The sequence below is a fragment of the Streptomyces sp. NBC_01116 genome (assembly GCF_041435495.1).
In the GTDB taxonomy this organism is placed as follows: domain Bacteria; phylum Actinomycetota; class Actinomycetes; order Streptomycetales; family Streptomycetaceae; genus Streptomyces.
Genome location: NZ_CP108644.1, coordinates 3,857,646 through 3,871,052 on the forward strand (window position 1 = coordinate 3,857,646; position 13,407 = coordinate 3,871,052).

Sequence of the window (13,407 nt, forward strand, 5' to 3'; positions counted from 1 at the left end):
ACACCAGGGGCATCATGAGCACCGTCAGTACCGTCGTCGGCGGCATATCGTTCTGGTACGCGCAGGAGGGCACCCCCGCCCCGCGCGAACCCCTCCCCGGCGACACGAGCGTCGACGTCTGCATCGTCGGCGGCGGCTACACCGGGCTCTGGACGGCGTACTACCTGAAGAAGGCCGTCCCCTTCCTCAACATCACCGTCCTGGAAGCCAGGTTCTGCGGCTACGGGGCCTCCGGCCGTAACGGCGGCTGGCTGTACAACGGCATCGCCGGCCGCGACCGGTACGCGAAGCTGCACGGCCACGACGCCGCCGTACGGCTCCAGAAGGCGATGAACGACACCGTCGGCGAGGTCGTGCGGACCGCCGCCGAGGAGAAGATCGACGCCGACATCCACCAGGGCGGCGTCCTGGAGGTGGCCCACACCCCCTCCCAGCTCGCCCGGCTCAGGGACTTCCACAGCGTCGAGATCGCCTTCGGGGAGAGCGACCGGGTCCTGCGCGGCGCCCGCGAGACCGCCGAGCGCGTCCATGTGACCGGGGCGGTCGGCTCGACCTGGACCCCGCACGGCGCCCGGCTGCACCCGGCCAAGCTGGTGAAGGGCCTCGCGGACGTGGTGGAGGCGCTCGGCGTGACCATCCACGAGTCGACGCCGGTCACCGAGATCAAGCCCAAGCACGCCGTGACGCCGTACGGCACGGTCCGCGCCCCGTATGTCCTGCGCTGCACCGAGGGCTTCACCGCGAGCCTCAAGGGGCAGAAGCGCACCTGGCTCCCGATGAACTCCTCGATGATCGTCACCGAGCCGCTGCCCGCCAGGATCTGGGACACGATCGGGTGGGAGGGCCGCGAGACCCTCGGCGACATGGCCCACGCCTACTTCTACGCCCAGCGCACCGCCGACGACCGCATCGCGCTCGGCGGCCGCGGCTACCCGTACCGCTTCGGCTCGGCCACCGACAACGACGGCCGCACCCGGCCCGCCACCGTGGCCGCCCTGCGCGACCTGATGGTCCGGCTCTTCCCCACCACGGCGGGCGTCCACGTCGACCACGCCTGGTCCGGCGTCCTCGGGGTCCCGCGCGACTGGTGCGCCACGGTCACCCTGGACCGTTCCACGGGCCTGGGCTGGGCGGGCGGTTACGTCGGTTCCGGCGTCGCCACCGCCAACCTCGCCGCCCGCACCCTGCGCGACCTGATCCAGCAGGACTCCGGGCAGGCGGGCCCGACGGATCTGACCACCCTGCCGTGGGTGAACCACAAGGTCCGCCGCTGGGAGCCGGAGCCCTTCCGCTGGCTCGGCGTCCACGGCATGTACGCGGCCTACCGCGCCGCCGACCGCCGCGAGAGCACCTCGCCCCGCCCCGGCACGGACCCGGTCGCCAAGGTGGCGGACCGCATCGCGGGACGCCACTGAGCCACGGCGCCGCGTCCCCGGCCGTGTCCCCGGCCGCGCTTCAGTCGCGCGGCCAGGGCCGTCCGTCGAGGCGCTCGATGGAGAGGTTCAGGCGGCCGAGGGAGTCGGCGAGCTGCTGGGCCTCCTCGGGGGTCCAGTCCGTGAGGACCTTCGCCAGACCGGCCATGTTCCTCGCCCGGTCGCTGTCCAGGCGGCGGCCGCCCTCCTCCGTGATGGCGAACTTGCGGGCGATCCCGCCGTCGGGGTCCGGGATCCGCTCGACGACCCCGGCCCGCAGCATCGCGGCGGTCTGCCGGTTGAGCGTCGACGCGTCCAGCCGGAAGGCGTCGCCGAGCTGGCCGATGGACATGGGCCCCTCCACCTGGATCCGGCTGAGCAGGATGTAGGCGGACCGGTCGAGCTGCCAGTCCACGCGCGGCGTGACCATGTGCATGTACCGGCCGAGCAGCATCGTCTCGCGTTCGATCCGGTCGATGGGCTTGTCCACGCGCTGCTTCCTTCGTTGACCAGGACTATCACGATAGATGTGCATGGTGCACATGTTATGCATGATGCACAATTCATGTACCTTGCATAGTCGGACGTCGAAAGCGCGTACGCCAGATCGAACGATCCGAACGACCGCGCGACCCACACAACCCGCACGACCCGCACGATCCGCACGACTCAAACGACCGACAGGCCCGCAAGGGCAAGAGGGAGCGCAGCACCCGTGGAGAGTTCACCCCCCGCAGCCCGCCCGGGAGGCGTGGTCGGCATCCTGGCCTTCGCCGGCATCGTGGCGGCGCTCACCCAGACCCTGGTGGTGCCGCTGATCGCGGAGCTGCCGAAGATGTTCGACACCTCCGCGTCGAACGCCTCCTGGGTGATCACCGCCACCCTGCTGGCCGCCGCCGTGGCCACGCCCGTCGCCGGCCGGCTCGGCGACATGTACGGCAAGCGGCGCATGCTGCTCGTCTCGCTCGTCCCGCTGGTCCTCGGCTCGGTGGTCTGCGCGCTGTCCTCGTCGGTGGTCCCGATGATCGCCGGGCGCGGGCTCCAGGGCCTGGGCATGGGCGTGGTCCCGCTCGGCATCAGCCTGCTGCGCGACGTGGTGCCGGCCGAGAAGCTCGGCCCGTCCATCGCGATCATGAGCGCCTCGATGGGCGTGGGCGGCGCGCTGGGCCTGCCGTTCGCCGCCGCCATCGCGGAGAACACCAGCTGGCGGGTGCTGTTCTGGGTGGTCGCCGTGCTGGCCCTCGCGGTCGGCGCGCTGATCCTGGCCCTGGTCCCGGGCGACCGCCCGGCCACCCGGTCCACGAGCTTCGACCTGCTCGGGGCCGTCGGCCTCGGCGCCGCCCTGATCTGCCTGCTGCTCGCCGTCTCCAAGGGCGCCGACTGGGGCTGGGGCAGCGCCACCACGCTCACCCTCTTCGCCGCCGTGCTGGTGCTGCTGCCCGCCTGGGGCTGGTGGGAACTGCGCCTCAGCGAACCGCTGGTCGACCTCCGCGTCACCGCCCGCCCCCAGGTCCTGATGACGAACACCGCCTCGGTCCTGGTCGGCTTCGCGATGTACGCGCAGTCCCTCGTCGTGCCCCAGCTGCTCCAGCTGCCCGAGGCCACCGGGTACGGCCTGGGCCAGTCGATGCTGGCGATGGGCCTGTGGATGGCCCCGGCGGGCCTGATGATGATGGCGATGTCCCCGGTCGGCGCGAAGCTGTCCGCCGCCAAGGGCCCGAAGGTCACCCTGGCCGTCGGCAGCCTCCTCATCGCCGCCGGCTACGGCCTCTCCGTACCGCTGATCGGCGCGGACTCCCCGTGGAGCCTCCTGATCGTCACCCTCGTCTGCAACTCGGGCGTCGGCTTCGCGTACGGGGCGATGCCCGCGCTCATCATGAGCGCCGTGCCCCGGTCCGAGACCGCGTCGGCGAACAGCTTCAACGCCCTGATGCGCTCCATCGGCACGTCCTTCGCGGCAGCGGTGATCGGCGTGGTCCTGGCCCGGATGACCACGGACTTCGGCGGCTTCCCGCTGGCCTCCCAGAACGGCTTCCGCGTCGCGATGCTCATCGGCTGCGGAGTGGGCCTCGCGGCGGCGGTCGTCGCCGCCCTCATCCCCGTACGCCCGGCGAACGCGACCCTGCGGCCGGCCGCTTCGAACGCCCCCGCCGGGCTGCCGGAGGCCTCGGAGTCCACGGCCTGACCTCGCCCGTACGAAGTCCGGCCCGGGGCCCGGCGGCTTGAACCGCCGGGCCCCGGGCCGGACTTCGTACGGCGCCGATACCGGCGGTCAGCGCGTCAGCCGCAGCACCCGCCCCGCTCTCGCCGTCGCGACCAGCTCCTCGACGGTGGCGAGCTTCACCCGGGGCCGCCCGTCGCGCCGCCCCCGGTCCCGTTCGGCGCGGTCGATCGCGGCCAGGCCCCGGGCGTCCACGACCCGGCGGTTGCGCCGCCGGGCCAGGCGCCGGAACGCCCGGGCGTCGCCCGTCGGGGCGGGCAGCGTCCCGGCGACCGCGTCGGCCAGGAGCGTGCCGACCGTCTCGGCCGCACAGGTGCGGTTGGCGCCGATCCCGCCGGAGGGCCCGCGCTTGATCCAGCCGACCACATAGCCGCCGGGCAGCCCGGCGACCCGGCCGCCCTCGTGCGGGACGGTGCCCGAGGCCTCGTCGAACGGCAGCCCGGGGACCGGCAGCCCCCGGTATCCGATGGCCCGCAGCAGCATTCCGGCGGCCAGGTCCGCCGCACCCCCGCCGCCGTCGGTGACCCGTACGGTGCGCGCGGCCCCTTCGCCCAGGACCTCCACAGGCTCGGAGTGGAAGCGGAGCACGATGCGCCGGTCCGCCCCTCTGCCGGGCCCGGGGGACGCCGCGTCCGTCCGCACCCGGGCGAGCCCCCGCAGCAGCCCGGCGCGGTCGCCCGCCCCGGCCGCCCCGATCGCCGCCGCCGTACGCGGATCGTGGTCGTCCACGACCAGCTCCACACCCGGCAGGTGCTTCAGCGCGAGGAGTTCGGAGCGGGTGTACGCGGCGTCCTCGGGCCCCCGCCGCCCCAGCACCACCACCTCGCGGACCCGGCTGGCCCGCAGCGCCTCCAGCGCGTGGGCGGCGATGTCGGTGCCCGCTAGCGCCTCGGGGTCGGCGACCAGGATCCGGGCGACGTCGAGGGCCACGTTGCCGTTGCCCACCACGACGACCCGCTCGGCGGACAGGTCGACGTCCTGCGCGACGGCCTCGGGGTGGGCGTTGTACCAGGCGACGAACGAGGTCGCCGACAGGCACCCGGGGCCCTCCTCGCCGGGGATGCCGAGCCGCCGGTCCGTGGAGGCGCCGACCGCGTAGATCACCGCGTCGTGGTGGGCGGCCAGCTCCTCCGCCGTGACGTCCCGGCCCACCTCGATGCCCAGGTGCATCCGGACCCGGGGGTGGGAGTGGAAGCGGGAGAAGGTGTCGCCGACCTTCTTCGTCGCGGGGTGGTCGGGGGCCACGCCGTACCGGACGAGCCCGCCGGCCACCGGCAGCCGGTCGATCAGGGTCACCTCGGCGGCGGTGTGCAGCAGCAGGTCCTGCGCCGCGTACATCCCGGCGGGCCCGGTGCCGACGACGGCCACCCGCAGCGGCCCGAAGTCGGACGGCAGACTGCGCCCGAAGACCGGCTCGCCCCAGGCGTGGAAGTTGGGCCCGTCGACCACCCCGGCGGACGGCTCGGCACCCGCGTAGTAAGCCGCGTTGATGTCCGCGTACTCCCGCTGCCCGGCGGACAGCGAGTCCACCGGAAAGATCGCGTCCACCGGGCAGGCGTCCGCGCAGGCCCCGCAGTCGATGCACGCCCGGGGATCGATGTGGAGCATCTCCGTACTGCCGAAGGCGCGTTCCTCGGGCGTCGGGTGGATGCAGTTGACCGGACAGACCGCCACGCAGGTGGCGTCGTTGCAGCAGGTCTGGGTGATGGCGTAGGTCATGGCCCCGGCTCAGATCAGGTTGGCGCGCTTGTAGAACGCGAGGGCGGGCCTGGTGAGCAGGCGGGCGGAGGCCAGGAAGTCCATCAGCCCCGAACAGCTGGACCGCATCATGGACTTGTGGTGCTCGTTGCCCCTGGCGGCGGCCAGCGCCCGCTGCTTGTCCAGTCCGGCCTTCCGGTAGACCTCCGGGTTCACCATGCTGGTCACGATGAAGTACGAGGCGACGGCGACGACGAACGCGTTGAGCTGGCGCCGCGCCCACCCGGCGCCCTCCAGGCGCTTGAGGGTCTCGTCCCGGGCGAACTTCATGTGCCGGGACTCCTCCACCACATGGATGTTGTTGATGGTGCGGACGAACGGCACGACCCGCTCGTCGCGCATCCAGTCCCGCTGCATCACGTCGAGCACTTCCTCGGCGACCAGGATCGCCGCGTACGCCGCCTCGCCGAACGCCAGCGTCTTGAACGCCCGGCCCAGCTCCATCACCGCGCGGCGGGGCCGGTAGTGGGGCGCGCCGAGCTTCTGCGCACCTCGCGCGAACATGATCGAGTGACGGCACTCCTCGGCTATCTCGGTGAGCGCCCACTGGAACTCCGCGCCCGCCGGGTTCTTCATGTAGATGTCGCGCAGCACCATCTGCTGGAGGATCATCTCGAACCAGATCCCGGTGCTGGCGACCGAGGCGGCCTCCTGCCGGGTCAGCTCCTTGCGCTGCCCCTCGGTCAACTCGCCCCAGTACGCGGTCCCGTAGAGGCTGCACCACTCCGGGCTCGCGCCGTGGAACTCCTTGTCCAGCGGCGTCTCCCAGTCCACCTCGGTGGCCGGGTCGTACGCCAGCTGCGCGGCCGAGTCGAGCAGCCGGCGCGCGACGTCGTCGCCCTCGGGACTCTCCTGGACCTTCGACGGAACGGTGCTGCCGGCCATGCTGCGGCTCCTTGGGTCGCGTGCGGTGATCCTCGATCGTGGTGAGGTGCGTACGTCGGCCGACCGCCGCGTACGGAGCCGGCTCGCGCTGTACGGACTCGGCTCGCGATGTACGGGGTCGGGTCGTGCTGTGTGCTGTGCGCTGTACGGGATCACCGGGGCCGGGGGCGACGGCCCGCGCCGGACCGGACACCGGCCGACCCGGGATCCTTGTTAGACGCAAGGTATAACAAGGATCCCGGGTCGCCTACCCCTCGGTAGAAATCGGTACGGACGCTCACCGCATCTCCTTGCCCCGGGGGCGGTTCGGCGCTATTCCTCCTCCCAGGCGACCGGCAGGGAGACCACTCCGTAGATGCTGGAGCGTTCGCGCAGCGGCACTTCCTCCGGCGGGACCGCGAGGCGCAGGGCGGGGAAGCGGGCGAAGAGCGCCGGGAGCGCGACGGTCATCTCGACCCGGGCGAGCTGCTGGCCGAGGCACTGGTGGGGGCCGTGGCCGAAGGAGAGATGCCCGGTGGCCCGGCGGCGGATGTCGAGCCGGTCGGGCTCGGGGAATCTGCCCGGGTCCCGGTTGGCGGCCTGCACGGAGACGGTCACCGTCTCCCCCGCCCTGATCAGCTCGCCCGCCACCTCGACGTCCTCCAGCGCGGACCGCAGCAGCGGGTCGGCCACGCTGAGACAGCGCAGCAGCTCCTCCGCGGCCGGCCCGGCGAGATCCGGGTCGGCGCGCAGGGCCTCCAGCTGGCCGGGGTGGCTGAGCAGGGCGAAGACACCGAGGCCGAGCATGTTCGCGGTGGTGTCGAGCCCGGCGGCGAGGAGGAGCCCGCCGATCCCGGCCAGTTCCTCGTCACTGAGGCCGGAGGCCGCGGGCCCGGGGACGGCCGGGTCGCCGGACCCGGGGCCCGGCACGGGTGCGGCGAGGTCGCTGAGCAGGTCGTCGGTGGGCTCGGCCCGCTTGGCGAGGACGAGTTCACCGACGTACCGGAGCAGTCCCGCGTAGGCCTCGTCCCTGGCCCCGGCGTCGGCGGCCTGGTCGAAGATGACCTCGACCAGCCCCAGAAAACGCCCCCGGTCGGCGTAGGGCACGCCGAGCAGCTCGCAGATCACCAGCGTGGGCACGGGCCGCGCGAAGGCCTCCACCAGGTCGGCGGTGGGCCCGGCCTGTTCCATGGCGTCCAGGCAGTCGGCGGTGAACTCTTCGATGCGGCTGGCCAGTTGGCGCATCCGGCGTACGGTGAACCGGCCGGCGAGCAGTCGGCGGTAGCGGGTGTGCTCCGGGGCGTCCAAGCCGGTGATGTCCCCGATGGGCGCCGGCGGCAGCTCTCCCGGTGCGCCTTCCATCGCCATCGGCAGGTGCAGGAGTTCGTAGCGGGAGCTGAAGCGCGGATCGGCCAGCACCGCGCGGGCCGCCGCGTGCCCGGTGACCAGCCGGCCCACGTGCCCGTCGGCGTAGCGCAGGGGGCGGACCGGGCGGTCGCTCAGCGCGGTGAGCGCGGCGGGCGGGTCGAAGGGGCAGCCGGTGTGCCGGTCGGTGGGCAGGACGGGCGGGACGGGCGCCTCGTCGGGGATCGCGGAGTCGGCGGTCGCGGAGCCGGCGGTCGGTTCGTACGCCATCGGGTTCTCCTCTGTTCGCGGGATCACGGCGCCGGGGACGAGGTCACCGGGGACGAAGCCATCAGGGAGGGAGTCATCGGGGAAGGAGCTGTGGAGGGAGTCATCGGGGAGGGGCTCACCGGGGGTCCTGGCCGAACTTCGAGGCCGACCACAGGTAGCCGAGCACCACGAGGCCGAGGCTCCAGCCGAGTGCAAGCCAGCCGTTGTGGCCGATCCCGGTGCCCAGCAGCAGGCCGCGCAGGGTCTCGATGACGGGGGTGAAGGGCTGGTACTCGGCGATCGGCTGGAACCATCCCGGCATCGTCTCCACCGGGATGAAGGCACTGGACAGCATCGGGAGCAGCACCATCGGCAGGGCGTTGTTGCTGGCCGCCTCGACGTTCGGGCTGATGAGGCCCATGCCCACGGCGACCCAGGTGAGGGCGGCGGAGAAGATCACGAGCAGTCCGAACGCGGCCAGCCACTCCACGGGCGTGGCGTCCGTGGAGCGGAAGCCGATGGCCACGGCGACCGCGCCCACCAGGATCACGCTCAGCACGCTCTGCAGCACACTGCCGACGACGTGCCCGATGAGCACGGAGCCGCGGTGGATCGCCATGGTGCGGAAGCGGGCGATGATGCCCTCGGACATGTCCGTGGAGACGGACACCGCCGTCCCGACCACGGTGGAGCCGACGGTCAGCAGCAGGATGCCCGGGACGATGTAGGCGATGTACGCGGAGCGGCCGCCCCCTCCGCCACCGATGCCCGCGCTCATCACGTCGCCGAAGATGTAGACGAAAAGCAGCAGGAGCATGACAGGAGTGAGGAGCAGGTTCAGGGTGAGGGACGGGTAGCGCCGGGCGTGCAGGAGGTTGCGGCGCAGCATCGTGGACGAGTCGCGTACGGCGAGGGAGAGGGAGCTCATCGGACAGCCTCCTTCGGCTGGTTGCTCCGGGCGGGCACGCCGGAGCCGGTAAGGGCGAAGAACACGTCGTCGAGGTCGGGGGTGTGCACGGTCAGCTCGTCCGCCTCGATCCCGGCCGAGTCCAGCCAGTCGAGGATGGAGCGCAGCTCGCGCTGGCTGCCGTCGCTGGGGATGGACAGCGACAGGGACTCGTCGTCGGGGGCGGCCCCGGTCAGGGCGGAGGCGGCGGACCGGTAGGCGTCCGGGTCGGTGAAGCGGAGCTTGACGTGGCCACCGGGGACGAGCCGTTTGAGCTGCTCGGCGGTGCCCTCGGCGGCGATCTTCCCGTCGTTGAGGACGGCGATGCGGTCGGCGAGTTCGTCGGCCTCCTCCAGGTACTGCGTGGTGAGGAAGACGGTGACGCCGCCGGAGACCAGCTCGCGGATGATGCCCCACATGGTGTGGCGGGAGCGCGGGTCGAGGCCGGTGGTCGGTTCGTCGAGGAAGATGATCCGGGGCGAGCCGACCAGGGTCATGGCGATGTCGAGGCGGCGCTTCATGCCGCCGGAGTAGCCCGCTGCGGGCTTCTTCGCCGCCTCCACCAGGTCGAACCGCTCCAGGAGTTCGGCGGCGACGCGCCGCCCCTCGCGCCGGGACAGGTGGTGCAGGTCCGCCATCAGCAGCATGTTCTCCTCGCCGGTGATCAGCCCGTCGACGGCGGAGAACTGGCCGGTGACACCGATCGAGGCGCGCACGGCCTGCGCGTCGACGGCCGGATCGTGGCCGCCGACGCCCAGTACGCCGGCGTCGGCGGTGATGAGGGTGGAGAGGATCTTCACGGCGGTGGTCTTGCCCGCGCCGTTGGGGCCGAGCAGGGCGAAGACGGTGCCCTGGGGCACGGACAGGTCGATGCCGTCGAGCACGACCTTGTCGCCGTAGGACTTGCGCAGGCCGGTGGCGGTGATCGCCTGCGTCGCGGCCTGGGCGGCGAGCGGCGCGGCGGACCGGGTGACAGTCATGCGGGTTCCCTTTCGCGAGCGGTGAGTCGGGAGGGGGCGGGACGAGAAGCGGGAAGAGAAGCCGGAAGCGGGCATGGCGAAGTCGGGCACGGCGGAGCCGGTCGCCGTGGAGTGGGTCAGGAGGAAGCCGGGCGCGGCGGAGTCAGGCGCGACGAAGTCAGACGGAGGGAGTCAGGCGCGGCGGAGTCAGGCGTACCGGAGTCAGGCGTACCGGAGTCAGGCGCGGCGGACGATGATGTCGCCGGCCCCGCTCCGGGCGTGCACCTCGACGGTCTCGTCGGAGTCCTCGGGCCCGGCGGTGGCGCCGAGCGAGTTGCGTACGGTGCCGAACTTGGGGTTCAGGTCGAGCCAGGCGGCGGTGCCCTCGTGGATGCCCACTTCGAGGTCGCCGACGGAGGTGCGCAGAGTGACGCGGCCGCGGGTCACGTCTCCGACGCGGACGCGGCCGTTGGAGGAGGTCGCGTCGACCCCGGCGTGGGCGACCCCGATCTCGATCCGCCCGTTGGCGGACTTGGCGACGACGCTGCCGTGCGCGACGCCCACGGAGACGTCGCCGTTGGCCGCGTTGACCTTCAGCTCACCGCCGACCTCGTCGATACCGGTCGCGCCGTTGCCGTTCTTGACGACCGCGGCCCCGGCGACGGCGCCGACCTCGACCCGGCCCGAGCCGATGACCTCGGCGTCCCCGGTGGAGCGGACCAGCCGGAGGTCGCCGTGGTCGGTCCTGATCTCGGCACGGGCCGCCTCGTGCACCTGGATGTCACCGAGGGAGGTCGTGAGCTTCACCTCACCGAGAGGCCCTTCGCAGAAGAAGCCGCCCAGCGCGGAGCTGCCGCGCACATCGGACCCCGCGGGCAGTTCGATGCTCACCACGACGGCGCCCGGCTTGCCGAACAGGGACCGCTTCTTGGGGGTCTTGACCGTGAGCCGACCGCCCGAGCAGGAGACCTGGGTCTGCTGCACGGCGCGTACGTCGTCCTCGTCGGATCCGTTGCCCGGCAGCACCTCGACGACGGTGTCGGTGCGCTTGCCGGCGGTGATGCGGGCCGTGCCGGCGTCCAGCTCGATGACGGCGGAGATCGGCTCGGGAGTATCGAAAGAAGGCATGACGGTTCCGTCCTCTTGGCTCGGTGGGTGATGAGTGATGGGTGATCGGAGACGTCGGCCGGATCGACGATCCGCCGGTGAAGTGGTGCGGCCCGCGAACCGATCGGGGCGGGGCGGGGCGCCGGACCTAGCGGACCCAGCCGGTGAAGCCGCGACCGCCCGAGTCCTTGACCCGGCCCGGCGCGCCCGCCCGCCCTCCGCCGTCGAGGGAAACGGACACGGCCCGCACGAGCCAGGCGTTGACCGACAGCCCCTCCGCCGCCGCCGCGCTCTCGGCGCGGCCCTTGAGGTGGGCGGGGAGCCGGAGGTTGATCCGCACCATGGTGCCGTCATCGGCCTCCGCGGCCGAGGGCGCGGCCACGACGGGGGCCACGACCGCCTCCGGCTCCATCCGCACCGGCTCGGGCGCGGGGGGCGGCGTCACCACGAACTCGGGGTCGAGCCCGCGCAGCCGTACGTCGACCGAACCGGGAGCCAGCTCACGGGTGACGTCGCCCATGGCCGCGGAGAGCACGTTGAGCAGGGTCAGCCGGACGGCGGACTCCAGAGGAGCGCTGAGCCGCTCGGCCAGGGCGCGGGCTTCGTCGCCGCTGGCATCCGCGGCGACGGCGAGTTCCCGCCGGATGGTGTCGACGTAGGGGGTGAGGTCCATGACGCCATCATGGCACACACATGGCACCACGTCGAGCCACATTGGCGCACTCGTCAGAAAAACGCCGCTGACCTGCGACATCACAAACAGCGCAGCCGAGATGGCACCGAAGAAGCACCCGAAGTAACCAGGGATGGCACCAAAGCAACACCACCTGGCACCACACGACACACCATGCGGCACCAAGCAGCACCACCGCGGCCCACACCACCGCGGCCGGCTGCACGGGCGATCTCCCCCGCGGTGGCGCCGAAAGCCGCCGCCCGCAGCGCGCTCGCCGGGGCCCGCCCGGGCAGATCGGCCAGCGAACGCTCGGGGCCCTCGCCCCGCAAGGGGCGGGCCGAGGGCTCGTGCAGCAGCGAGTACCAGAGCACGGGCGGCAACCCCGGATCGGCGGGGCGACACCCGGAGACGAAAGAAGTCCGGGCCAGACGAGATCCGGCCCGGACTTCCCACTGAGCCCCCTGTCGGATTCGAACCGACGACCTACGCATTACAAGTGCGTTGCTCTGGCCAGCTGAGCTAAGGAGGCATGCCGGAGCAGTCTAACCAACCCCGCGCCCCGCACGTCCGCGATTTCCCTGTGCTCCGGACTACTGACAGATCGAGAAACGCCAGGTAGCGTCACGGCAGGTCCGCGTCTGTGGACCAGACCACTCCCTACTCGGATCGTCCGGCACGTTCCTGCCGGTTGAGGAGAAGATTCAGCATGGCCAGTGTCACGTTTGACAAGGCGTCCCGCGTCTACCCCGGCTCCACGAAGCCGGCCGTGGACCAGCTCGAGATCGACATCGCGGACGGCGAGTTCCTCGTCCTCGTCGGTCCCTCCGGCTGTGGCAAGTCGACCTCCCTGCGCATGCTCGCGGGTCTTGAGGACGTCAACGGCGGCGCGATCCGCATCGGTGACCGCGACGTCACGCACCTGCCGCCGAAGGACCGGGACATCGCCATGGTGTTCCAGAACTACGCGCTCTACCCGCACATGTCCGTCGCGGACAACATGGGCTTCGCGCTGAAGATCGCCGGTATCAACAAGACCGAGATCCGGGCGAAGGTCGAAGAGGCCGCCAAGATGCTGGACCTCACCGACTACCTGGACCGCAAGCCGAAGGCGCTCTCCGGTGGTCAGCGTCAGCGTGTGGCGATGGGCCGCGCCATCGTGCGTGAGCCGCAGGTCTTCCTCATGGACGAGCCGCTGTCGAACCTCGACGCCAAGCTCCGTGTCTCCACCCGTACGCAGATCGCCTCGCTGCAGCGCCGCCTCGGCATCACCACCGTGTACGTCACCCACGACCAGGTCGAGGCCCTCACCATGGGCGACCGGGTCGCGGTGCTGAAGGACGGGCTGCTCCAGCAGGTCGACTCGCCGCGCAACATGTACGACCGCCCCGCCAACCTCTTCGTCGCCGGCTTCATCGGCTCCCCCGCGATGAACCTCGTCGAGGTCCCGATCACCGACGGCGGCGTGAAGTTCGGCAACAGCGTCGTGCCCGTCTCCCGCGAGGCGCTCACCGCCGCCGCGGACCGCGGTGACACCACCGTCACGGTCGGCATCCGCCCCGAGCACTTCGACATCGTCGAGCACGGCGGCGCCGCCGCGAAGTCGCTGACCAAGGACTCCTCGGACGCGCCGGCCGGTCTCGCCGTCTCCGTCAACGTCGTCGAGGAGCTCGGCGCCGACGGCTTCGTCTACGGTGGCGCGCAGGTCGCCGGCGAGCACAAGGACCTGGTCGTCCGCGTCGGCGGCCGTGCCGTCCCGGAGAAGGGCACCGAGCTGCACGTCGTCCCGCGCCCGGACGAGCTGCACGTCTTCGCGACCTCCACCGGCGAGCGTCTCACCAACTGACGCCCCA

11 protein-coding genes and 1 tRNA gene are annotated in these 13,407 nt (G+C 72.0%); 3 read left to right on the forward strand and 9 right to left on the reverse strand.

Annotated elements, in window-relative coordinates; all coding sequences use genetic code 11:
* The first annotated feature begins 14 nt into the window (after positions 1 to 14).
* Positions 15 to 1,415, forward strand: coding sequence for an NAD(P)/FAD-dependent oxidoreductase (locus tag OG245_RS16750; RefSeq protein ID WP_371624332.1), 1,401 nt, complete (start codon positions 15 to 17; stop codon positions 1,413 to 1,415).
* Between the two features lie 40 nt (positions 1,416 to 1,455).
* On the opposite strand, the gene OG245_RS16755 is transcribed toward OG245_RS16750, so the two are convergent.
* Positions 1,456 to 1,902 carry a MarR family winged helix-turn-helix transcriptional regulator gene (locus tag OG245_RS16755; protein ID WP_371624333.1) on the reverse strand — a complete coding sequence of 149 codons (447 nt, stop codon included), beginning with the start codon at positions 1,900 to 1,902 and terminating at the stop codon, positions 1,456 to 1,458.
* Positions 1,903 to 2,127: 225 nt separating this feature from the next.
* Between OG245_RS16755 and OG245_RS16760 the strand changes: the two genes are divergently transcribed.
* On the forward strand, positions 2,128 to 3,597 hold the full coding sequence (locus OG245_RS16760) for an MFS transporter (protein WP_371624334.1): 1,470 nt from the start codon (positions 2,128 to 2,130) through the stop codon (positions 3,595 to 3,597).
* Between the two features lie 87 nt (positions 3,598 to 3,684).
* Here OG245_RS16760 and OG245_RS16765 read toward each other — a convergent pair whose 3' ends face one another.
* The 8 genes from OG245_RS16765 to OG245_RS16800 all read right to left on the reverse strand — a co-directional run bounded on the left by OG245_RS16765 (position 3,685) and on the right by OG245_RS16800 (position 12,086).
* A complete protein-coding gene (locus tag OG245_RS16765) occupies positions 3,685 to 5,352 on the reverse strand; it encodes an FAD-dependent oxidoreductase (RefSeq protein ID WP_371624335.1) in 1,668 nt (555 codons plus the stop codon).
* A 9-nt stretch (positions 5,353 to 5,361) separates the two neighbouring features.
* Complete coding sequence (locus OG245_RS16770) at positions 5,362 to 6,276, reverse strand: diiron oxygenase (RefSeq protein ID WP_371624336.1); 915 nt, start codon at positions 6,274 to 6,276, stop codon at positions 5,362 to 5,364.
* 312 nt (positions 6,277 to 6,588) lie between these two features.
* Positions 6,589 to 7,890, reverse strand: a complete 1,302-nt coding sequence (locus OG245_RS16775; protein ID WP_371624337.1) for a cytochrome P450 — start codon at positions 7,888 to 7,890, stop codon at positions 6,589 to 6,591.
* A 115-nt stretch (positions 7,891 to 8,005) separates the two neighbouring features.
* Positions 8,006 to 8,797 (reverse strand): ABC transporter permease, encoded by a 792-nt coding sequence (locus OG245_RS16780; RefSeq protein WP_351049652.1) that lies wholly within the window; start codon positions 8,795 to 8,797, stop codon positions 8,006 to 8,008.
* Positions 8,794 to 9,795, reverse strand: a complete 1,002-nt coding sequence (locus OG245_RS16785) for an ATP-binding cassette domain-containing protein (protein WP_371624338.1) — start codon at positions 9,793 to 9,795, stop codon at positions 8,794 to 8,796. The genes OG245_RS16780 and OG245_RS16785 overlap by 4 nt, the downstream gene beginning before the upstream one ends.
* Positions 9,796 to 10,011: 216 nt before the next feature.
* On the reverse strand, positions 10,012 to 10,902 hold the full coding sequence (locus tag OG245_RS16790) for a DUF4097 domain-containing protein (RefSeq protein WP_371624339.1): 891 nt from the start codon (positions 10,900 to 10,902) through the stop codon (positions 10,012 to 10,014).
* A 127-nt stretch (positions 10,903 to 11,029) separates the two neighbouring features.
* Positions 11,030 to 11,554 (reverse strand): toxin-antitoxin system HicB family antitoxin, encoded by a 525-nt coding sequence (locus OG245_RS16795; protein WP_371624340.1) that lies wholly within the window; start codon positions 11,552 to 11,554, stop codon positions 11,030 to 11,032.
* 458 nt (positions 11,555 to 12,012) lie between these two features.
* Positions 12,013 to 12,086 (reverse strand) — tRNA-Thr (locus OG245_RS16800).
* A gap of 177 nt (positions 12,087 to 12,263) precedes the next feature.
* Here OG245_RS16800 and OG245_RS16805 point away from each other — a divergent pair.
* Positions 12,264 to 13,400, forward strand: a complete 1,137-nt coding sequence (locus OG245_RS16805) for an ABC transporter ATP-binding protein (protein WP_018959798.1) — start codon at positions 12,264 to 12,266, stop codon at positions 13,398 to 13,400.
* Positions 13,401 to 13,407: the final 7 nt, after the last annotated feature.

Coding starts and splice junctions, on each gene's coding strand:
- OG245_RS16750 (WP_371624332.1), top strand. CDS start 15: ATGAGCACCGTCAGTACCGTCGTCGGCGGCATATCGTTCTGGTACGCG.
- OG245_RS16765 (WP_371624335.1), bottom strand. CDS start 5,352: ATGACCTACGCCATCACCCAGACCTGCTGCAACGACGCCACCTGCGTG.
- OG245_RS16770 (WP_371624336.1), bottom strand. CDS start 6,276: ATGGCCGGCAGCACCGTTCCGTCGAAGGTCCAGGAGAGTCCCGAGGGC.
- OG245_RS16775 (WP_371624337.1), bottom strand. CDS start 7,890: ATGGCGTACGAACCGACCGCCGGCTCCGCGACCGCCGACTCCGCGATC.
- OG245_RS16780 (WP_351049652.1), bottom strand. CDS start 8,797: ATGAGCTCCCTCTCCCTCGCCGTACGCGACTCGTCCACGATGCTGCGC.
- OG245_RS16785 (WP_371624338.1), bottom strand. CDS start 9,795: ATGACTGTCACCCGGTCCGCCGCGCCGCTCGCCGCCCAGGCCGCGACG.
- OG245_RS16790 (WP_371624339.1), bottom strand. CDS start 10,902: ATGCCTTCTTTCGATACTCCCGAGCCGATCTCCGCCGTCATCGAGCTG.
- OG245_RS16795 (WP_371624340.1), bottom strand. CDS start 11,554: ATGGACCTCACCCCCTACGTCGACACCATCCGGCGGGAACTCGCCGTC.
- OG245_RS16805 (WP_018959798.1), top strand. CDS start 12,264: ATGGCCAGTGTCACGTTTGACAAGGCGTCCCGCGTCTACCCCGGCTCC.